General features: G+C 72.6%; 18 protein-coding genes and 1 riboswitch. Of the genes, 10 read left to right on the top strand and 8 right to left on the bottom strand.

Translation table 11 applies throughout. From position 1 onward, the window contains the following. Positions 1-116: 116 nt before the first annotated feature. The 5 genes from ACFYSH_RS31675 to ACFYSH_RS31655 form a co-directional block, all read right to left on the bottom strand. Positions 117-338: a helix-turn-helix domain-containing protein gene (locus ACFYSH_RS31675; protein WP_006123601.1), complete on the bottom strand. Its 222-nt coding sequence runs from the start codon at positions 336-338 to the stop codon at positions 117-119. A 356-nt stretch (positions 339-694) separates the two neighbouring features. Further along, positions 695-2,293 carry an ABC-F family ATP-binding cassette domain-containing protein gene (locus tag ACFYSH_RS31670; RefSeq protein WP_388757012.1) on the bottom strand — a complete coding sequence of 533 codons (1,599 nt, stop codon included), beginning with the start codon at positions 2,291-2,293 and terminating at the stop codon, positions 695-697. Positions 2,294-2,586: 293 nt separating this feature from the next. Then, complete coding sequence (locus ACFYSH_RS31665; RefSeq protein WP_359476334.1) at positions 2,587-3,885, bottom strand: hypothetical protein; 1,299 nt, start codon at positions 3,883-3,885, stop codon at positions 2,587-2,589. Positions 3,886-4,070: 185 nt separating this feature from the next. Then, on the bottom strand, positions 4,071-5,210 hold the full coding sequence (locus tag ACFYSH_RS31660) for an alpha/beta hydrolase (RefSeq protein ID WP_388757009.1): 1,140 nt from the start codon (positions 5,208-5,210) through the stop codon (positions 4,071-4,073). Positions 5,211-5,279: 69 nt separating this feature from the next. Beyond that, entirely contained in the window at positions 5,280-5,939 is a 660-nt protein-coding gene (locus tag ACFYSH_RS31655) for a class II aldolase/adducin family protein (protein ID WP_359476224.1), read from the bottom strand. A 259-nt stretch (positions 5,940-6,198) separates the two neighbouring features. Here ACFYSH_RS31655 and ACFYSH_RS31650 point away from each other — a divergent pair, with 259 nt between their 5' ends. The 7 genes from ACFYSH_RS31650 (at position 6,199) to ACFYSH_RS31620 (ending at position 14,614) form a co-directional block, all read left to right on the top strand. Then, the gene (locus ACFYSH_RS31650; protein ID WP_359476221.1) at positions 6,199-7,461 is read left to right on the top strand and encodes an inorganic phosphate transporter; all 1,263 of its coding nucleotides are present in this window, start codon (positions 6,199-6,201) and stop codon (positions 7,459-7,461) included. A gap of 12 nt (positions 7,462-7,473) precedes the next feature. Then, positions 7,474-7,698 carry a hypothetical protein gene (locus tag ACFYSH_RS31645; protein WP_359476218.1) on the top strand — a complete coding sequence of 75 codons (225 nt, stop codon included), beginning with the start codon at positions 7,474-7,476 and terminating at the stop codon, positions 7,696-7,698. Between the two features lie 179 nt (positions 7,699-7,877). Beyond that, positions 7,878-8,007, top strand: a riboswitch (cobalamin riboswitch). Positions 8,008-8,135: 128 nt separating this feature from the next. Next, positions 8,136-9,080: a cobalamin biosynthesis protein gene (locus tag ACFYSH_RS31640; RefSeq protein ID WP_359476215.1), complete on the top strand. Its 945-nt coding sequence runs from the start codon at positions 8,136-8,138 to the stop codon at positions 9,078-9,080. Beyond that, positions 9,077-10,642, top strand: coding sequence for a cobyric acid synthase (locus tag ACFYSH_RS31635; RefSeq protein WP_359476212.1), 1,566 nt, complete (start codon positions 9,077-9,079; stop codon positions 10,640-10,642). The genes ACFYSH_RS31640 and ACFYSH_RS31635 overlap by 4 nt, the downstream gene beginning before the upstream one ends. Then, positions 10,639-12,666: a putative cobaltochelatase gene (locus ACFYSH_RS31630; protein ID WP_359476209.1), complete on the top strand. Its 2,028-nt coding sequence runs from the start codon at positions 10,639-10,641 to the stop codon at positions 12,664-12,666. Before ACFYSH_RS31635 ends, ACFYSH_RS31630 begins: the two co-directional genes overlap by 4 nt. After that, positions 12,666-13,274 carry a cob(I)yrinic acid a,c-diamide adenosyltransferase gene (gene cobO, locus ACFYSH_RS31625; protein ID WP_033305549.1) on the top strand — a complete coding sequence of 203 codons (609 nt, stop codon included), beginning with the start codon at positions 12,666-12,668 and terminating at the stop codon, positions 13,272-13,274. Before ACFYSH_RS31630 ends, cobO begins: the two co-directional genes overlap by 1 nt. Continuing rightward, positions 13,268-14,614, top strand: coding sequence for a cobyrinate a,c-diamide synthase (locus tag ACFYSH_RS31620; protein WP_359476206.1), 1,347 nt, complete (start codon positions 13,268-13,270; stop codon positions 14,612-14,614). The genes cobO and ACFYSH_RS31620 overlap by 7 nt, the downstream gene beginning before the upstream one ends. 2 nt (positions 14,615-14,616) lie before the next feature. On the opposite strand, the gene ACFYSH_RS31615 is transcribed toward ACFYSH_RS31620, so the two are convergent. After that, positions 14,617-15,339, bottom strand: coding sequence for a ZIP family metal transporter (locus ACFYSH_RS31615; RefSeq protein ID WP_359476203.1), 723 nt, complete (start codon positions 15,337-15,339; stop codon positions 14,617-14,619). A 104-nt stretch (positions 15,340-15,443) separates the two neighbouring features. Between ACFYSH_RS31615 and cobC the strand changes: the two genes are divergently transcribed. Next, complete coding sequence (cobC, locus tag ACFYSH_RS31610; protein WP_388757001.1) at positions 15,444-16,952, top strand: Rv2231c family pyridoxal phosphate-dependent protein CobC; 1,509 nt, start codon at positions 15,444-15,446, stop codon at positions 16,950-16,952. A gap of 20 nt (positions 16,953-16,972) precedes the next feature. Here the strand turns inward: cobC and ACFYSH_RS31605 are convergent, their stop codons facing one another. Both ACFYSH_RS31605 and ACFYSH_RS31600 read right to left on the bottom strand, forming a co-directional pair. After that, positions 16,973-17,110, bottom strand: a complete 138-nt coding sequence (locus ACFYSH_RS31605) for an LAETG motif-containing sortase-dependent surface protein (protein ID WP_359476197.1) — start codon at positions 17,108-17,110, stop codon at positions 16,973-16,975. Positions 17,111-17,312: 202 nt separating this feature from the next. Continuing rightward, on the bottom strand, positions 17,313-18,413 hold the full coding sequence (locus ACFYSH_RS31600) for an amidohydrolase family protein (RefSeq protein WP_359476194.1): 1,101 nt from the start codon (positions 18,411-18,413) through the stop codon (positions 17,313-17,315). Positions 18,414-18,516: 103 nt separating this feature from the next. Here ACFYSH_RS31600 and ACFYSH_RS31595 point away from each other — a divergent pair, with 103 nt between their 5' ends. Both ACFYSH_RS31595 and ectA read left to right on the top strand, forming a co-directional pair. After that, a complete protein-coding gene (locus ACFYSH_RS31595; protein ID WP_359476191.1) occupies positions 18,517-19,623 on the top strand; it encodes an aminotransferase class V-fold PLP-dependent enzyme in 1,107 nt (368 codons plus the stop codon). Between the two features lie 335 nt (positions 19,624-19,958). Further along, positions 19,959-20,483 carry a diaminobutyrate acetyltransferase gene (ectA, locus tag ACFYSH_RS31590; protein WP_359476188.1) on the top strand — a complete coding sequence of 175 codons (525 nt, stop codon included), beginning with the start codon at positions 19,959-19,961 and terminating at the stop codon, positions 20,481-20,483. Positions 20,484-20,679: the final 196 nt, after the last annotated feature.

The raw sequence follows: 20,679 nt of genomic DNA, 5'->3' as shown, positions 1-20,679 counted from the left end.
GCACTTACTGGCAAGTAACTGAACAGTAACCACCCGGACGACCTCGCGGCCGGCCGGGTGGCCACCCGTGTTCCGGTGAGGCCTCGGAGCCGGCCTGGGCCGACGCCTGACCGCTGTCAGGCCGAAGCGGCCTTCTTCCCACGAGTCGCTCCGCCGCGTCCCCGCAGCGTGACTCCGGACTCACTGAGCATCCGGTGGACGAATCCGTAGGAGCGGCCCGTTTCCTCGGCCAGCGCCCGGATGCTCGCACCGGAGTCGTACTTCTTCTTCAGGTCTGCCGCGAGCTTGTCGCGCGCGGCGCCGGTCACCCGGCTGCCCTTCTTCAGAGTCTCGGCCACCCGTGCCTCCTCAAGGAAGTGCGCTCTGGACTCTCATGATCACCCCTCCCGCGCTTCCTGGCCACCCATTCGGCAAGGTCAGTGCGACAGGATTCCGTGTCCTCGAGGGGCCCGACACAAGCGGAGTCAGGCATTCCAAAGGCCCCTGGGGCGTCATGGAGCGGGTTGCGGGAAAAACGGCCAGGTCAGGGCCGTACAGGGCAGGGAGGCCGGAAATGAGTGCGCCCGGCAGTTATCTGCCGGGCGCCGCGCCGGGGTATGAGACCTGCTCATCCAGATGATGGATCACTGATGGGCCGAATGATCCAGACGTGTTGGATCACCGGGCTCCGCGCCGGTCCCGGGGCCCTTGCGGGTCAGGCGAGGGCGACCAGGTCCCGGTAGTCCGCACCCCAGAGGTCCTCGACCCCGTCGGGCAGCAGGATGATCCGCTCCGGCTGGAGCGCCTCGACCGCGCCCTCGTCGTGGGTGACGAGGACGACGGCGCCCTTGTACGTGCGCAGGGCTCCGAGGATCTCCTCACGGCTGGCCGGGTCGAGGTTGTTGGTGGGCTCGTCGAGCAGCAGGACGTTGGCGGAGGAGACGACGAGGGTCGCCAGGGCGAGCCGGGTCTTCTCACCACCGGAGAGCACTCCGGCGGGCTTGTCCACGTCGTCACCGGAGAAGAGGAAGGAACCGAGCGTCTTGCGGACCTCTACGAGGTCGAGGTCGGGCGCCGCACTCCGCATGTTCTCCAGGACGGTGCGCTCCGGGTCCAGGGTCTCGTGCTCCTGGGCGTAGTAGCCGAGCTTGAGGCCGTGGCCCTCGATGATCCGGCCGGTGTCGGGCTTCTCGGCGCCGCCGAGGAGCCGCAGCAGCGTCGTCTTGCCGGCGCCGTTGAGGCCGAGGATGACGACGCGCGAACCCTTGTCGATGGCGAGGTCGACGTCGGTGAAGATCTCGAGCGACCCGTAGGACTTGGAGAGGCCCTCGGCCATCAGAGGGGTCTTGCCGCACGGGGACGGCTCCGGGAAGCGCAGCTTCGCCACCTTGTCGGAGACCCGCACGGCCTCCAGCCCCGAGAGCAGCCGCTCGGCCCGCTTGGCCATGTTCTGGGCGGCGACGGTCTTGGTCGCCTTGGCACGCATCTTGTCGGCCTGCGAGTTCAGGGACGCGGCCTTCTTCTCGGCGTTCTGCCGCTCACGCTTGCGGCGCTTCTCGTCGGCTTCGCGCTGCTGCTGGTAGAGCTTCCAGCCCATGTTGTAGATGTCGATCTGCGCGCGGTTGGCGTCGAGGTAGAACACCTTGTTGACCACGGTCTCGACCAGCTCGACGTCGTGGGAGATCACGATGAAGCCGCCGCGGTAGGTCTTGAGATAGTCGCGCAGCCAGACGATCGAGTCCGCGTCGAGGTGGTTGGTGGGCTCGTCTAGCAGCAGGGTGTCGGCGTCCGAGAACAGGATGCGGGCCAGCTCGACCCGGCGGCGCTGACCACCGGAAAGAGTGTGCAAGGGCTGGCCGAGCACCCGGTCGGGCAGGCTGAGCGCGGCTGCGATGGTGGCGGCCTCGGCCTCGGCGGCGTATCCGCCCTTGGTGAGGAACTCCGTCTCCAGGCGCTCGTAACGCTTCATCGCCTTCTCGCGGGTGGCGCCCTTGCCGTTCGCCATCCGCTCCTCGTTCTCCCGCATCTTGCGCAGGATCTCGTCGAGGCCGCGGGCCGAGAGGATGCGGTCGCGGGCCAGGACCTCGAGGTCGCCGGTGCGCGGGTCCTGCGGGAGGTAGCCGACCTCCCCGCTGTTGGTGATGGTGCCGCCGGCCAATGTCCCCTCGCCCGCCAGGCACTTGGTGAGCGTGGTCTTGCCGGCGCCGTTGCGCCCGACCAGGCCGATGCGGTCGCCCTTGGCGATACGGAAGGAGGCGGACTCGATGAGGATGCGGGCGCCGGCGCGCAGCTCGATGCCGGAAGCGGTGATCACGGAAAAACTCCAGGGCGGTATGGACGGCGGAGGGACAGCGGACTCACGACTCGACGCCGTCTAATGCACAAGGAGAATTGCCATGGGACTCAGTCTACTGGCGGTGTCCACCTGCTTTTCCGCCATGCTCCCGGCCCTCACGGCGCCCCTGCGGTACGTCACGCGGGCTCAGTCGGCGCGACACCCTCGGCCGGGGTTGCGGGTGACCCGCCGAAGACTGAGACGGATATCACCTCGCGTGCGCCCCGGGGATCTCGGTCCGGGTGACCCCGGGGCTGTGCGGGCGATGGCGGTCAGACCCCGCCGGTGTGCACCTGGAAGGCGGCGCGACGCACGGCTTTGGCGAGGGCCGGGTCCGGGTGGGCGGCGGCCAGCGCCACCAGCACCTGGACGGTCCGCGGGTGGCCGACGGCCCGTACCTCGTCCAGGAGCGCGGGGACCGTGCCCTGGACGGCGGAGTCGAGGTGGCGGACCAGCAGCCCGGTCTCGCCGTGGTCGGCCACGGCCGCGGCGGTGTCGACCCAGAGCCAGGTGGCTTCCTCCCGGCTGAGGACGTCCTGGGCGTCGTCCGGGTCGGTCCCTTCGTACTCGGCGAGCCAGAGCAGCGCGTACGGGCGCAGCGGCGCTTCGGTGACGACGGAGCGGACGACGGGCTCTGCGGGCGCGCCGACGACGCGCAGCGCCTCGAAGGCGAGGCCGCGCAGCAGGGCGTCCTCACCGCGGGCGACGGCGAGCAGTTCGGCCACGGCACTGCCGACGGGCCGGGCCGCCAGCCAGGCCCGGTATTCGGCACGGGCCGGGCCGGGGGTGAGCCGTGCGCAGCCGAGCAGCATGTCGGCCGCGGGCTGCTCGATGTTGCCGGCCGGGCTCTGCGCGGCCACGCAGATCTGCTCCAGCTTGACCCAGACCGCCCAGTTGCCCAGCGGGGTGAGGGTGGCATGGCCCGCGCCGAGCGTGAGGGCGCCGACGGAGGCGAGACCCTCGAGGGCCCAGTCGAGCAGCAGGGCGTTCAGGTCGGCGGACTGCCCACCGGCGGGTGCGGGCTGCTCCTGCGGCCCGTACGGCACCTCGCACCGCTCCTCGTGGAGTTCCGCGACGCGCTGTCCGAGCAGGTCGAGGAGCGCGGGCACGGCGACGGCGCCCGCCGAGAGCTGGAGGAGGGAGAGCACCTGGGGGACGGCCTCGACGGCTTCGGCCACCGCGGTGGCCTCGATGCCGTCGGGTGAGGCGTGGACGAGCGACCATGCGTCGAAGAGCGCGACCCAGCCGCGGAGTACGGCGGAGTCGTCGCGGTCCCAGGCGCGCAGCCGCCAGCCGGGGCGGGCGGTGTCGCCGTGCATCTCGATGAGGCCGGCCAGTCTGGCCCGGTCCCAGCCGGCCATCACCTGGGCCGGTGAGAGCTCCAGCGCGGCAGCCGCGGCTTCCAGGGCCCGGGCGGCGAGCGGGACGGAGCCCGGACTCGTGCCGTCCGCCGCCCAGTGGGCGATCCGCACGGCGTCGGCCAGTACGGCCCTGGCCTGCCGTGCCAGTTCCGCCGGTGGCGGTGTGCCCTCGGGTGGGCGGGGGGCCGGCCTGGTGCGCCGGGTCGTCACGGCCTTACGGGCGGTCGCCTGGGGTCGTGGGCGGACAAGTCGCAGCCTGGAGTCGCGCGGGGTACGGGACGTCACGAGGAGCAGTCTTGCCTCTGACGGGCCGAAAGCCCAAACGGAAGCGGTGTCACCGGGGTTCGAGAGGCGCCGGCGCCGGGGCACCAACCGGGCGGTTCCGTCCCATCAGCTCACATCAGGGGCGTGAGGAAGCGACGGAGCACCTCTTCGTAGCCGGCCGGGTCGGCATTCCACATCGCCGCATGCGGAGCCTGCGGCACGGAGTGCAGAGCCACCAGGTCGGGGCGGCGTGCGGCGAGTTCGCGCGACGGCTGCCAGGGGGCCAGGGCGTCGTCGGGGCCGTGGACGATCAGCGTGGGGACGTGCAGGGCCGTCGGCACCGAGGTGTCCAGGAGCGGTGCGCCGTGCAGCCCGGTCTGCCCCTGGGCCGCCCGGACGGCGAGCGGCAGCAGCGCGGAGGGCACGCCCCGGGCCGAGGCGAGCGCGCGCAGGGTGGTCTTCCAGTCCAGGACCGGCGAGTCGAGGACGAGGCCGCGGACGCGGTCACGGAGAGCGGAGTTGACGGCCGTGTGCAGCGCCATGGAGGCGCCCGACGACCATCCGAGGAGGATGACCTTCTCGGCGCCGTAGCGCACGGCGTAGCGGATGGCCGCGTCGAGGTCACGCCATTCGGACTCGCCGAGGTGGGAGAGGCCGTCCGGGGAGCGCGGGGCGCCCGCGTCCCCCCGGTAGGCCAGGTCGAGCACGGGGAACTGCTGGGCGTGGAGGAAACCCATCACGTTCATGGGGTGGTCCCGGGTGGCACCGAGGCCGTGCGCGGTGATCACCCAGGTGTCGCGGGCGCCGGGTACGAACCAGGCGGGCAGTGCGCCGAGTTCGCCGGGGACCTCGACCTCCTTGTAGGCGAGGCCGAGGGCGGTGAGGGGGTCGCCTCGGTGGAGCTCCGGGGTGAGGCGGACCCTGGCGCCCGGCTTCAGGCTGCCGAGGGTCACGCGTTCCAGCCGGCGTACGACGGTGTCGGGGGAGACGAGGGAATGGCCGGGCACCTGGTCGATCACCGGGCCGACCACCGCGTGGACGCCGCGGCCGGTCAGTCCGTACGTGCCGGGGCGTAGCGCGGTGAAGGACCGGGTCAGGGTGATCTGCCCGGCCGCCGTGGCGTGCACGGTGAGCCGGCGGTCCGCCGGGAACGGGCGGGGCGAGGGCGCCCCGAGGGCGGCGTCGCTGGCGTAGCGGCCGGCGGCGACCGCTGCCGCGCCGACGCCGAGGATCGAGGTGACGGCCACTGCCGCCGCTGTTGCCGGGCGCACCGCTCCAGTGTCCCGGCAGCCGGCGCCGACGGCCAGTGGGCGTCGGCCGGACGGTGCGGCGTGCCGGGCTCAGCCGGGCTGGCCGTACCCCTCCAGGGCGTCCTGGACGTCGCGCAGCTGAGCCGGTGTGAGGAGGCTCGGCCGGTGGCCGGGCACGGAGCTCGCGGTAAGCCAGAGCCTGCACATCCATTCGAGCTGGGCGGTGCGGTCGTAGGCCTCGTCGAGGGTGGCCCCGTACGCCACGGTGCCGTGGTTCCGCAGCAGGCAGGCGGTGCGGTCGCGCAGGGCGGCCAGCATGGCGTCGGCGAGCTCCCGTGTCCCGTAGCGCGCGTAGGCGGCGGTGCGGACGGGGCCGCCGAGCATGGCGGCGGCGTAATGGACGAGCGGCAGCTCGGTGACGAGGGTGGAGACGGCCGTGGCGTGCACGGCGTGGGTGTGGACGACGGCCGCCGCGTCGGTCTCGCGGTAGACGGCCAGGTGGAGCGGGAGTTCGCTGGTCGGGACGAGGTCACCGAGGACCTGACGCCCCTCGATGTCGACGCCGACCGCGTCCCTGGGGCCGAGCCGGTCGTAGGGCACCCCGCTGGGGGTGACCAGGACGATGTCGCCGACCCGGGCCGAGACGTTGCCCGAGGTGCCGACGACCAGGCCGTCCGCCGCCGTCCTTCGGGCCGTCTCGACGACCCCGCCCCAGGCCCGTCCGATCGCCTCCGTGCTCACGTCACTCATGCGGGGGATCTTAGGGGGCATGTGAGGGGACGTGACTGATGTCTCTCCAGGGGGACACATCGGACATCCGGGCGGAGGGCGTGCGACGGCCGGGGCCTGTCCCCGCAACGGAACAGAGGTCTCCGGTCATGCGGCACGCACACAAACGGAACCCACGTACGCGCTTGGGGTCACCGTGCCGCCCTGCTCAGTTCATCTTCCGTTCACCCTGGTTGCTTACGTTCCACGTGCCAATGACGTCGAACGATTGCCTGGGTAAATGGAACACATCACGCTGCTGCTCGCGATTGTGGTCGTGACAGCTCTCGTGTTCGATTTCACGAACGGTTTCCACGACACCGCCAACGCGATGGCCACCACCATCTCGACCGGCGCGCTCAAGCCCAAGACAGCGGTGGCCATGTCCGCCGTTCTCAACCTCGTCGGCGCGTTCCTGTCGGTGGAGGTCGCCAGGACGATCTCCGGCGGGATCGTCAATGAGGACGGCCTCAGAACCGAGGTCATCTTCGCCGCGCTCGTCGGCGCCATCCTGTGGAACCTGCTGACCTGGCTGGTCGGCCTGCCCTCCAGTTCCTCCCACGCACTCTTCGGCGGCCTCATCGGCGCCGCGGTCATGTCGGCCGGCTGGTCCTCCATCAACGGCGGCACCGTCGTCACGAAGGTCCTGCTGCCCGCGATCGCCGCGCCCGTCGTCGCCGGTATCGCCGCGCTGCTGGCGACGAAGCTGACGTACCGCCTGAACCGGAAGATCACGGATCCGGCCCAGCTGAAGTCGACCGCCAAGGGGTACCGCGCCGGTCAGATCGCCTCCGCCGGTCTCGTCTCGCTCGCCCACGGCACCAACGACGCGCAGAAGACCATGGGCATCATCACCCTGGCGCTGGTCACCGGTGGTGTCCTCGCCCCCGGCTCCAACCCGCCGGTCTGGGTCATCGCCTCCGCCGGTATCGCCATCGCGCTGGGCACCTACCTCGGCGGCTGGCGCATCATCCGCACCATGGGCAGCGGCCTCACCGACCTGCGTCCGCCGCAGGGCTTCGCGGCCCAGACGAGCGCCGCCACGGTCATCCTGGCCTCCTCGCACCTCGGCTTCTCCCTCTCCACCACGCAGTCCTGCTCCGGTGCCGTCATGGGCGCGGGCCTCGGACGCAAGGGAGGCGTGGTCCGCTGGTCCACCGCCACCCGGATGTTCATCGCCTGGGGGCTGACACTGCCTGCCGCCGGCCTGGTCGCCGCGGGTGCCGAGTTCCTGACCAAGCAGGGCCCCTGGGGCGTCGCCGTGGTCGCCGTCCTGCTCGTCGCGGGCTCCGGCGCCATCTGGATGCTGTCGCGCCGCAAGCCGGTCGACCACACCAACGTCAACGCGACCGGGGACGAGCCCGTGGGCGTCGTCACGACCGCCATCGCGGCCGTCAGCCCGCCGCCCGTCGGCGTGGCCGCCACCGAGCTCAAGACCACCATCCACGCTCCGGCCGCGACGGCCGAGACCCCGGCCGATCCGGCCCGGCCGGCCACGGTGTAAGGACAGATCCGTATGAACATCGACTGGGCAGCTCTCGCCTCCGTCTTCGGCGTCAGCCTCGTGATCACCGTCGCACTGGTGGGCCTCTTCACCCTCGGCATCACCGGCCTGGCCAGGCAGACGCCGACGGCGCAGGGCGGCGGCGGGGCCGGCGTCCTCGCGCGCACCGGCGCCTACGCCTGCTTCGGGCTGTGCCTGGCGGCGGTCGCGTACGGCATCTATCTGATCGTCGCCTGACCTCCACGCGGGGCAGTCACCGGCCGGACACACCACGGGTGTGTCCGGCCGGCGTGCGTCTGAGCACACCGAACCGGTTCCGCAGCCTCGCAGGTCAGCGGCAGGTTGACGGGCGTTCGCGGCGCATGGTGGACTGCCGTAGCCATTGAGGCCGGCCCAGCCGGCCTTACGGCGACAGGAGAGGAAGCCGGTGCGAATCCGGCGCGGTCCCGCCACTGTCACCGGGGAGCAGCCTCCACACGGAAGTCACGGCCCGCCACCGCGGGCTGGAAGGCCGGAGGACCTGCGGATCCGGAAGCCAGGAGACTCTCGTCGCCGGTCACGTCGAACCAGGGCGCGGACCCTGAGTGAGGACATACGCCATGCCTGGCTGCCCTGCGTCGGTCACCACACCACCCGTCGTGATGGTCCTTCGAGGCGCGACGGCCGGCTGAGCGGTGAGAGCCGACCGCATCTTCGCGTACGGCGCCGCAGCCGGCCTGATCGGCGACCTGCTGCTGGGTGATCCCCGGCGGGGTCACCCCGTCGCCGCCTTCGGGCGCGCCGCGGCGGGTGCCGAGAGCCGTCTGTGGCGCGATCACCGCGGCTGGGGCGCCCTGCACACGCTCGTCTGCGCCGGGGGTGCCACGGGCGCCGCCGCGCTGGCCGCCCGTGCCGTGCGGAACCGTCCCGCAGCCGCCGTGGCGCTGACCGCCGCCGCCACCTGGTCCGTCGTCGGGGGCACCTCGCTGGGCCGCGAGGCGCGCGCCGTCGGCGGGGCGCTGGCCGCCGGGGACATCGAAGCGGCCCGGGAGCGGCTGCCGCATCTGTGCGGCCGTGATCCGCAGGCACTGGACGGACAGCAGATCGCCCGCGCGGTGGTGGAGTCCGTCGCCGAGAACACCTCGGACGCCGTCGTGGGCGCACTGGTGTGGGGCGCGCTCGGCGGGGTGCCCGGGCTCGTCGCCTTCCGGGCCGTCAACACCCTCGACGCCATGGTCGGCCACAAGTCGCCCCGCTACCGGCGTTACGGCTGGGCATCGGCCCGGCTCGACGACGTCGCCGGCTGGCCCGGAGCCCGGCTCACCGCCGTGCTCGCCGTGGCCGCCGGAGGGCGTCCGCGCGCGGCCGTCCGGGCCTGGCGGGCCGACGCGGGCCGGCATCCCAGCCCCAACGCGGGCCCGGTGGAGGCCTCGTTCGCGGGCGCGCTCGGCGTACGGCTCGGCGGCACCCTCGCGTACGGCGGGCGGGTCGAGCACCGGCCGGTCCTCAACGGCGAGGCGGGCCGGGACGTGCGGGTCACGGACGTCGAACGGGCGGTGCGGCTGTCGCGCCGGGTGAGTGTGCTGGCCCTCGCCGTGTGTGCGGCGGGACGGCTGGCCATGGGACGGAGAGACGGATGAGCGGCGGGCTGCTGGTCGCGGGAACCACGTCGGACGCGGGCAAGAGTGTCGTCACGGCCGGGATCTGCCGGTGGCTGGTGCGCCAGGGGGTGAAGGTCGCACCGTTCAAGGCGCAGAACATGTCGCTGAACTCGTTCGTCACCCGGGAGGGCGCGGAGATCGGCCGGGCCCAGGCGATGCAGGCGCAGGCCGCCCGGGTGGAACCGTCGGCGCTGATGAACCCGGTGCTGCTCAAGCCCGGTGGTGACCGGTCGAGCCAGGTCGTCCTGATGGGGAAGCCGGTCGGCGAGATGAGTGCGCGCGGCTACCACGGAGGGCGCCAGGAGGCGCTGCTGGGGACGGTCGTGGACTGTCTGGAGCAGCTCCGGGGCACGTACGACGCCGTGATCTGCGAGGGCGCGGGCAGTCCGGCCGAGATCAATCTGCGGCGTACGGACATCGTCAACATGGGCATCGCCCGGGCCGCGCGCTTTCCCGTGCTGGTGGTCGGGGACATCGACCGGGGCGGTGTGTTCGCCTCGTTCTTCGGCACGACGGCGCTGCTGAGCCCCGAGGACCAGTCCCTGGTCGCCGGGTACCTCGTCAACAAGTTCCGTGGTGACGTGTCGTTGCTGGAGCCCGGTCTCGACATGCTCCTCGGGCTCACGGGCCGGCGTACGTACGGGGTGCTGCCGTACGCCCACGGTCTGGGCATCGACGAGGAGGACGGACTGCGGGTGTCGATGCGCGGCGCCGTACGGGAATCGGTCGTGGCGCCGCCGCACGGTGCGGACGTGCTGCGCGTCGCGGTGTGCGCCGTCCCGCTGATGTCGAACTTCACCGATGTGGACGCCCTGGCGGCCGAGCCGGGTGTCGTGGTGCGGTTCGTGGACCGGGCGGAGGAGCTCGCCGACGCGGACCTCGTGGTCGTGCCCGGGACGCGGGGCACCGTGAAGGCGCTGGCGTGGCTGCGCGAGCGGGGGCTGGCCGACGCGCTGCGACGGCGGGCCGCCGAGGGGCGGCCGGTGCTGGGGATCTGCGGCGGGTTCCAGGTCCTGGGGGAGCGCATCGAGGACGACGTGGAGTCGCGGGCAGGTCTGGTCGACGGGCTCGGGCTGCTGCCGGTGCGGGTCCGCTTCGGCCGGGAGAAGGTCTTGGCCCGGCCCGTCGGGACGGCGCTCGGGGAGCCGGTGGAGGGGTACGAGATCCACCACGGGGTCGCCGAGGTGGCCGGCGGCGAGCCGTTCCTGGACGGGTGCCGGGTGGGTTCGGTCTGGGGGACGCACTGGCACGGGTCGCTGGAGAGCGACGCGTTCCGGCGGGCGTTCCTCGGCGAGGTCGCGCGGGCCGCGGGGCGGCGGTTCGTCCCGGCACCGGACACGAGTTTCGGTGCGCTGCGGGAGGAGCAGCTGGACCGGCTGGGGGATCTGATCGAGGAGCACGCCGACACGGACGCGCTGTGGCGGCTGATCGAGGCGGGGGCGCCGGAGGGGCTGCCGTTCGTGCCGCCGGGGGCCCCGGCGGCGGGGGCCGGGGCGGAACGTGTCGGCCCGCAAGCGCACATCACCGAGGAGGCACTGTGAGTACGCCGTATCCCTTCACCGCCATCGTGGGGCAGGACGATCTGCGGCTCGGGCTCCTGCTCAACGCCGTGAGTCCGGCCGTCGGCGGGGTTCTCGTACGCGGGGAGAAGGGCACCGCCAAGTCCACCGCCGTGCGGGCGCTCGCCGCCCTGATGCCCGAGGTCGCGGTCGTGGCGGGGTGCCGTTTCTCGTGCGACCCCGGTGCGCCCGATCCGGCGTGTCCCGACGGCCCCCATGAGACGGGTACGGGCGTGTCGCGTCCGGCGCGGACCGTGGAGCTTCCGGTCGGCGCGTCGGAGGACCGGCTGGTCGGCGCTCTCGACATCGAGCGGGCGCTCTCGGAGGGTGTGAAGGCCTTCGAGCCGGGTCTCCTCGCCGACGCCCATCGCGGGATCCTGTACGTCGACGAGGTCAACCTCCTCCATGACCACCTGGTGGACCTGCTGCTCGACGCGGCGGCCATGGGCGCCTCGTACGTCGAGCGCGAAGGTGTCTCCGTCCGTCACGCGGCACGCTTCCTGCTGGTCGGGACCATGAATCCCGAGGAAGGCGAATTGCGCCCCCAGCTGCTGGACCGCTTCGGGCTGACCGTCGAGGTGGCCGCCTCGCGTGAGACCGATCTGCGTGTGGAGGTCGTGCGGCGGCGGCTCGCCTACGACGACGACCCGGCCGGGTTCGCGGCGCGGTGGGCGGACGAGGAGGCGGCGCTGCGTGAGCGGATCGTCGCCGCGCGTGCCCTGCTCCCGCACGTGGTGCTGGGCGACGGCGTGTTGCGGCAGATCGCGGCGACGTGTGCGGCGTTCGAGGTCGACGGGATGCGTGCCGACATCGTCATGGCCCGCACCGCGACGGCGCTGGCCGCATGGGCGGGCCGCGAGGAGGTCGCCGAGGACGACGTACGGCAGGCCGCGCTCCTGGCACTCCCCCACCGGCGGCGGCGCAATCCGTTCGACGCGCCCGGGCTGGACGAGGACAAGCTGGACGAGGCCCTCCAGGACGCGGCGGACGGCGAAGGCGACGACGAGCCGGACCCCGACGGGCCCGGTGGCGGCGGGGTGCCCCCACAAGGCGGCGGCCCCGAGAGCAACGGCGGCACGGATGCGGGTGGCCCCGACGACGGCGGCACCGACGCGCCCGGACCGGACGGGGCGGGGAGCGGGGACGCGCCCACGCCGGGCGGCGCCGGGGAACAGCAGCCGGTGCGGGCGGGCGAGCCGTTCCGCACGAAGATGCTGAGCGTGCCAGGACTGGGCGAGGGCGCGGCCGGGCGGCGGTCGCGGGCGCGCACCGAGCACGGCCGGACCACCGGGTCGCGGCGGCCCGAGGGTGCGCTGACGAAGCTGCACCTGGCGGCGACCGTCCAGGCGGCGGCGCCGCACCAGCGGTCGCGCGGGCGGTCGGGGCGGGGTCTCGTCGTACGGCGTGACGATCTGCGGCAGGCGACGCGGGAGGGGCGCGAGGGCAACCTCGTGCTGTTCGTCGTGGACGCCTCCGGATCGATGGCGGCCCGGCAACGGATGGCCGCCGTCAAGGGGGCGGTGATGTCGCTGCTGCTGGACGCGTACCAGCGGCGGGACAAGGTCGGGCTGGTCACCTTCCGGGGCAGGGACGCCGAGGTGGCGCTGCCGCCCACCTCGTCGGTGGACGCGGCGGCCGCACGGCTGGAGTCGCTGCCGACCGGTGGACGGACCCCGCTGGCCGCCGGACTGCTCAAGGCGCACGACGTACTGCGGGTGGAACGGCTGCGCGACCCGTCGCGCCGGCCGCTGCTCGTGGTCGTGACGGACGGCCGGGCGACGGGGGGTGTCGACCCGGTGGCGCTGGCGGCGCGGGCCGGGCGGCTGCACGCCTGCGAAGGCACCGCGTCCGTCGTCGTGGACTGCGAGTCGGGGTTCGTACGCCTCGGCCTCGCCGCACAGCTCGCCCGGGACCTGGGGGGTGGCGCGGTCACGCTCGACGAACTGCGCGCCGACTCGATCGCCGGGCTGGTCAAGAACATCACCGCTGCGGGAAGGGCCGCTTGATGCCACAGGGACAGCCGGTATCGGTACCGGACGACGGACTGACGACACGTCAGCGGCGTAACCGTCCGCTGCTGTTCGTCCACACGGGCATCGGCAAGGGCAAGTCGACGGCGGCCTTCGGGCTGGCGCTGCGGGCCTGGAACCAGGGCTGGCCGATCGGGGTGTTCCAGTTCGTGAAGTCGGCGAAGTGGAAGGTCGGCGAGGAGAACGCGCTGAAGGTGCTCGGTGCGAGCGGCGAGGGCGGCACCGTCGACTGGCACAAGATGGGCGAGGGCTGGTCGTGGGTCCAGCGCGGCATTCACGGTGACAACTCCGACAACGAGGAGAAGGCACGCGAGGGATGGGAGCAGGTCAAGCGTGACCTGGCGGCGGAGACGTACAAGCTGTACGTGCTCGACGAGTTCGCCTACCCGATGCACTGGGGCTGGATCGACACCGACGAGGTCGTCGAGGTGATGCGGGACCGTCCGGGCACGCAGCACGTGGTGATCACGGGGCGGAACGCCCCGCAGAAGCTGATCGAGGCCGCCGACCTGGTGACCGACATGTCGAAGGTCAAGCACCCGATGGACGCCGGCCAGAAGGGCCAGAGAGGCATCGAGTGGTGAGTGTTCCTCGTCTGGTCATCGCCGCACCGGCGTCCGGCAGCGGCAAGACCACGGTCGCCACGGGCCTGATGGCGGCCTTCGCGGGGCGTGGCCTCGCGGTGTCCCCGCACAAGGTGGGGCCCGACTACATCGATCCGGGTTACCACGCGCTGGCCACCGGCCGCCCGGGGCGCAACCTCGACGCGTACATGTGCGGGCCCGGGCTCGTCGCCCCGCTGTTCGGACACGGTGCGAGCGGCTGTGACCTCGCCGTCGTCGAAGGTGTGATGGGGCTGTACGACGGTGCCTCGGGACAGGGTGAACTCGCCTCCACGGCCCAGGTGTCCAAGCTGCTGCGGGCACCCGTCGTCCTGGTCGTCGACGCGTCCTCGCAGTCGCGTTCGGTCGCTGCCCTCGTCCACGGATTCGCCTCCTGGGACCCGGAGGTACGGATCGGCGGGGTGATCCTGAACAAGGTGGCCTCCGACCGCCATGAGGCACTGCTCAGGGAGGCGCTCGACGAGTCCGGGCTTCCGGTGCTCGGGGTGCTGCGGCGGGCGCCGCAGGTGGCGACCCCTTCACGCCATCTGGGCCTGGTCCCGGTGGCCGAGCGGCAGGCCGACGCCCTGGACGCCGTACGGGCGATGGGTGAGCGGGTGCGGGAAGGCTGTGATCTGGACGCCCTGCTGGCACTGGCCCGTTCGGCACCGGCCCTGCCCGGCGAGGCGTGGGAGCCGGAGCGCCACCCCGAGCCGGAGGCCCGGCCGGTGGTGGCCGTTGCGGGCGGCGCGGCGTTCACCTTCGCGTACGCGGAGCACGCCGAGCTGCTGACGGCGGCGGGCGCGGAGGTGGTCGTCTTCGACCCGCTGCACGACGAGAAACTGCCCCCGGGCACGGCGGGGCTGGTCATCGGCGGCGGCTTCCCCGAGATGTACGCGCCTGAACTGTCCGCGAACGAGCCGCTGCGCCGGGCGGTGACCGAACTGGCTCTGTCCGGCGCTCCGGTGGCGGCGGAGTGCGCGGGGCTGCTGTATCTGGCCCGTGAGCTGGACGGCCGGCCGATGTGCGGGGTGCTGGACGCCTCGGCCCGGATGTCCGAGCGGCTGACGCTCGGCTACCGGCAGGCGGTGGCGTTGTCCGACAGCGCGCTGGCCGTGGCCGGGACCCGGCTGCGCGGGCACGAGTTCCACCGGACGGTGCTGGAGCCCGGGGCCGGCGTGACACCCGCCTGGGGTCTGCACCAGCCGGAGCGACGGGTGGAGGGTTTCGTGCAGGGGGGTGTGCACGCGAGCTATCTGCACACGCACTGGGCGGCGGAGCCCGGGGTGGCCCGGCGTTTCGTGGAGCACTGCCGGGCATGACGTCACCCCGCGACGCCGACCACCAGCCAGATGAAACCCACCCCCACGACCGTGCACAGCAGCGTGGAGCGGGCCGGGTGGTCATGGTGCGCCTCGGGGAGGATCTCGGCGGCGGCGAGGTAGAGCAGCGCCCCGCCGAAGAAACCGAGATAACAGCCGAGCAGTTCCTCCGGAAGGGTGAACAGCAGGGTGGTCGCCGCGCCCACGATCGGTGCCAGGGCGTCCGCGAGCAGCATCAGGAGCGCCTTGCGCCGGGCGTTCCCGTAGAGGCTGGTGATCGTGTACGTGTTGAAACCGTCGGCGAAGTCGTGGGTGATGACGGCGAGCGCGACGGCGGCTCCCATCCCGCCGCCGATCTGGAACGCGGCGCCGAGCGCGATGCCGTCCATCAGGCTGTGGCCCACCATCGCGGCCGCCGCTGTCAGCCCGACCTGCGGCACCCGTTCCTCGCTCGCCCCGTGTGCCGCCTGGCGTACGGCCAGCGAACGCTCGACGAGATGCGCCGTCAGGAAGCCGCCCACGAACAGCAACAGGGCGGCGGGTACGCCGAAGACGACGCCGCCCGCGGCCTCCACCGCCTCCGGCAGCAGATCGAGGCCGACGACACCCAGCATCAGTCCGCCGGCGAAGCCGAGTACGAGGTGGCGGCGGTCGCTGACGCGCTGGGCGACCCAACCGCCCACCAGGGTCATCAGGAACGCGCCGAGCGCGACGAATACCGCCATGGGCCCTTGCTAGCGGATCGACGCCGCCTCACGCACCTCACGCAACCCTGGCGTGTCCCCTGCGGTCCCTCTCCCCTCCGCGTCCTTCGAAAGGATGTCCCGCCATGCTCCGAGCCGGGCTCGTCGTCGGTATCGGTGCCCGTCGCGGCGTCCTGGCCGAGGAGGTGGTCGAGCTGATCCGGAGGACGCTGCAGGAGGCCGGGCAGGAGGCCGATGACGTGGTCGAGCTGGCGACGCTCGACTCGAGGGCCGACGAGCCGGGCATCGTCGCCGCCGCGGAGCGTCTGGGGGTGCCCGTGCGGTCGCACACGGCGGGCGCGCTGGCAGTGGTCTCCGTGCCGAATCCCTCGGCGGCGCCCCGTGAGGCTGTGGCCACCGGGTCGGTCGCGGAGGCTGCGGCGCTCATGAACGCCGGTGAACTGCTGGTCACGAAGCGGAAGTCGGCGTCCGCGACCTGCGCGGTGGCCCGCCGGGGACCGTCGGCCGGAAACTCGGCATCGACGAATGGCGCCGAGCCGTTCACCATGGCTGCCATGCCCCCCACGAAGCACATCGACAACGCCGGGCCCGATCTGCGGCACCACGGCGACGCGGAAGTACGCGGCCTGGACCTGACCGACCTCGCCGTCAACGTACGGACCAACACGCCTCCGGAGTGGCTGCGGCAGCGGATAGCCGCGTCGTTGGGGTCGCTGGCCGCCTATCCGGACGGGCGGCCGGCCCGCACGGCGGTCGCCGGGCGGCATGGGCTCCCCGAGGAGAGAGTGCTGCTCACGGCGGGCGCCGCCGAGGCGTTCGTCCTGCTCGCGCGGGCGCTGCCCGCACGGCGGCCGGTCGTCGTGCACCCGCAGTTCACCGAGCCCGAGGCGGCCCTGCGCGCGGCGGGTCATGAGGTCGGACGGGTGGTGCTGCGGCCGGAGGACGGCTTCCGGCTCGATCCCGCGGCGGTACCGGAGGACGCGGACCTGGTGGTGGTCGGCAACCCGACCAACCCGACGTCCGTGCTGCACCCCGCCGGCGTGCTGGAGCGACTGGCGCGGCCCGGGCGGACGCTGGTGGTCGACGAGGCCTTCATGGACGCCGTACCGGGCGAGCGTGAGGCACTCTGCGGGCGTACGGACGTCCCCGGGCTGGTGGTGCTGCGGAGCCTCACCAAGACCTGGGGGCTGGCGGGGCTGCGCATCGGTTACGTACTGGCCGACCCGGCGACGATCGCGCTGTTGCAGGAGGCGCAGCCGCTGTGGCCGGTGTCCTCCCCCGCGCTGGCGGCGGCCGAGGCGTGCATGGAGCCGCGGGCGCTGGTCGAGGCCGCGGACGCGGCGGACCGGATCGCGGTGGACCGGGCGCATCTGCTGGCCGGGCTGGCGGAGTTCAGCGAGGTACGGGTGGTGGAGCCGGCCGCCGCGCCGTTCGTGCTGCTGCGGCTGGAGCGGGCGGACGAGGTCCGGGAGCTGCTGCGCTCGCGCGGCTTCGCGGCGCGGCGCGGGGACACGTTTCCTGGGCTGGGCAGCGAGTGGCTGCGGCTCGCCGTACGCGACCGGGTGACGACCAACAGATTCCTTCAGGCGCTCGACCTGGCTCTGCAGGGACTGCCCCGGAGAGCCGTCGGCTGACGGCTCCCCGGGGCGGGTGATCAGCCTCGGGCGCTTGCGTGCGATGACCGTGGCGCCGGCAGGACGGCCGCGGCTCCCGCGATGTACGGGGTCGAGGAGCTGCCTCCGGTCTCGGCGAGGTCGCCGACTGCGCCGGCGACGGCGGTGCCACCGGTCACCCACCAGCGGCACCGCAGGACGGGGTTTCCGTGTGCGCCTTCGATACCAACGGCACAGGAGTTCCTCGGAATCACCCGTTCCACCGTGCGCGGAGCACTCAGGGCGAGTACCCCGGACGACGTGCCGAAGTGCTACAACGGGACAGCGGGTCGCGGCGTCACCGCCGGTCAACACGGCGCCCACCGCACGGTCAACCGGCCGTCAGCCCCTCACCCGCCCGTTGAGCACCACCCTCCGCGGCGACGCCAGCACCCGTACGTCCGCCCGCGGGTCCTCGTCGTACAGCACCAGGTCCGCCGGAGCGCCTTCCTCGAGCACGGGACGGCCGAGCCATCGCCGCGCGCCCCAGGCCGTCGCGGAGAGCGCGTCGAGGGGCGGGATGCCGGCCTTCACCAGTTCGGCGACCTCCTCCGCGATCAGACCGTGGGCCAGCGACCCGCCCGCGTCCGTACCGGTGAAGACCGGGATCCCCGCGTCGTACGCCGCGCGCACGGTGTCGTACCTGGCGGCGTGAAGCCTGCGCATATGGGCGGACCAGCGGGGGAACCTGGCCTCACCGCCTGCCGCCAGGGCAGGGAAGGTGGCGATGTTGACCAGCGTCGGGACGATCGCCACGCCGCGCTCCGCGAACAGCGGAACGGTGTCCTCGGTCAGCCCCGTCGCATGCTCGATGCAGTCGATCCCTGCCTCCACCAGGTCCCGCAGCGCGTCCTCGGCGAAGCAGTGGGCGGTGACCCGGGCGCCGAGCCGGTGCGCCTCGGCGATCGCGGCCTCGACCTCGCCGCGCGGCCAGCATGCGGTCAGGTCCCCGGCGTCCCGGTCGATCCAGTCGCCGACCAGCTTCACCCAGCCGTCGCCGCGCCGCGCCTCCTGGGCGACGTAGGCGACGAGGTCGCCGGGCTCGATCTCGTGGGCGAAGTTGCGGAGGTAACGACGGGTCCTTGCGATGTGCCGCCCCGCCCTGATGATCTTCGGCAGATCCTCCCGCTCGTCCACCCACCGGGTGTCGGAGGGCGATCCGGCGTCCCGGATGAGCAGCGTGCCGGCCTCCCGGTCGGTGAGGGCCTGCTTCTCGCTGGTCGCCGCGTCGACGGGCCCCTCGTGGCCGAGTCCGACATGGCAGTGCGCGTCGACGAGGCCGGGCAGCACCCATCCGGTGAGCGTCACGGCACCGTCCGCGCCGGGCGGCCGATCGTAGGTGATCCGCCCGTCGACCGCCCAGAGTCCGTCCCTCACCTCGTCGGGCCCGACGAGCACCCGCCCCTTGATCCGCAGCACCGGCGCCACCTCGTGATCGCTCATGGAGTGCACTGTACGAGGCCGCCCGCCCGGGGGTCCGAGAGGTGCTTAGTACCCTCGAAGCAGGCGCTGACCGCGCACCGGCCGACCCGAAGAGAGCACCACCGTGACGCACCCGTTCCTCGACCTCGCACCGCTCACCGCCGCGCATTTCGCGGCGATCGAGCGGCGAGTGGCCGGCCTCCTCGCCACCGAGCAGGACATCGTCATCATGCAGGGCGAGGCGCTGCTGCCCCTCGAAGGCTGCATCCGGGGCGGCGCACGTCCCGGTTCGACGGCGCTGAACGTCGTCACCGGGCCGTACGGCCAGACCTTCGGCAACTGGCTGCGCGACTGCGGCGCCGAGGTGGTCGACCTCGCCGTGCCGTTCCGTTCCGCGGTCACCGCCGAGCAGGTGGAGCGTGCCCTGGCCGAGCACCCCGGGATCGACTTCGTGTCGCTCGTGCACGCCGAGGCCGCGACCGGCAACACCAACCCGGTCGCGGAGATCGGCGAGGTGGTACGGGCGCACGGCGCGCTGTTCATGGTGGACGCCGTCGCGTCGGTGGCCGCGGAGCCGCTGCTGGTGGACGCCTGGGGAGTGGATCTGTGCGTCATCGGCGCGCAGAAGGCCATGGGCGGCCCGGCCGGGGTGTCCGCGGTGTCGGTGAGCGCGCGGGCGTGGGAGCGGATGGCCGGCAACCCGCAGGCCCCGCGCCAGTCGTACCTCTCGCTGCTCGACTGGAAGGCCCGCTGGATCGACGGGGGCCGCACGGCGCTGCCGCACGCGCCCGCCCAGTTGGAGATGCTGGCGCTCGACGCGTGCCTGGAGCGGATCGAGGCGGACGGCCTGGACACGGTCATGGCGCGGCACGCGTCGGCGGCCGCGGCGACCCGTGCGGGCGCCACGGCGCTCGGCGGCGGGCTGGAGCCGTACGTCCACGACGCGCGTGACGCAGCACCGGTCGCCACGACGCTGCGTACACCGGCGGGCGTCGACGCCGCCGCGCTGGTCTCGCACGCCTTGGCGGCCGACCCGTCGCTGCCGCTGATCGCGGGCGGTGGGGCGCTGTCCAAGGAGATGGTCCGGGTCAATCACTACGGCGTGGACGCCACGCGGGACGCGGTGCTGTCCTCGCTGGCCGCCCTGGGCACGGCCCTGACGGACGCGGGCCGGAAGACCGATATCGATGCTGCCCGCGAAGCCGTCGCGGAAACCTGGCCGAACAGCTGAATTAATTCCGGCCCTCAGCGGCCGATGTAATCGACGCGAAAGGGGAGCTGCTTTATCGGGAGCAGCTCCCCGCATTCTTCTTCCCCCGTTCTTCGGACCTAAACGCCCTGGTTTCCGCTGAGGACATCCACGTAATCCGAACAGGTGTCACGGGAGTTGCAGATATGTGACCGACCCCACAACCGGTTCGTTATGCCCGGAAAATACCGGACAGATACGCCCGAATCCCCGCCGCGCGGAGCCCGGCCCGCGCCCGCGTGATAACACAGCAGGCGCGTTCACCCAACCCCTCACGGCGATGCAATTTCGATTTTTGCTGGGTAAATTCAATTCGCATGACCGCCGCACCAGCAGATTTTGCACGTGCCCGAAGCGAATTCCTCAGAATCGACACCCCGCGAGTGGAGGACGGAGCCGCGATCTGGCGTATCGCCCGCGACTCCGAGGTCCTGGACCTCAACTCCTCGTACAGCTACCTGCTGTGGTGCCGTGACTTCGCGGCGACCTCCGTGGTCGCCCGCGACGAGAGCGGCGACCCGATCGCCTTCGTGACCGGCTACATCCGCCCCGACCGCCCCGAGACGCTCGTCGTCTGGCAGGTGGCCGTCGACCGGGCGCACCGTGGCAAGGGACTGGCGGCCACGCTGCTGGACGCGCTGACCACCCGCGTCGCCTCCGAGCAGGGACTGGCATCGGTCGAGACGACCATCACTCCGGACAACACCGCCTCCGACCGGCTGTTCACGTCGTTCGCGCAGCGTCACGACGCTCCGCTGGAGCGCGAGGTGCTCTTCGACGGTGCCCTGTTCCCCGAGGGAACGCACCTGCCCGAAGTGCTCTACCGCATCGGTCCGTTCTAGAACTCTGATCGCCCTCCCGCGCCCCGCCCGGGCGCGGCTTCCCGGGCACGCCTGACCCGCCGCCCGTCACACCCCTCGAGCAGGAGACCAGCTGTGACCATCACCCCGCCCGCCCTGAGTGTCTTCGAGACCCTGGAGTCGGAGGTACGGAGCTACTGCCGTGGTTGGCCCGCGGTCTTCGACCGCGCACAGGGCG

It is taken from the genome of Streptomyces sp. NPDC005791 (assembly GCF_042871485.1).
Classification (GTDB): Bacteria; Actinomycetota; Actinomycetes; order Streptomycetales; family Streptomycetaceae; genus Streptomyces.
The sequence above is the reverse complement of the archived record's forward strand: the minus strand, read 5'-3'. Positions and strand labels throughout refer to the sequence as shown.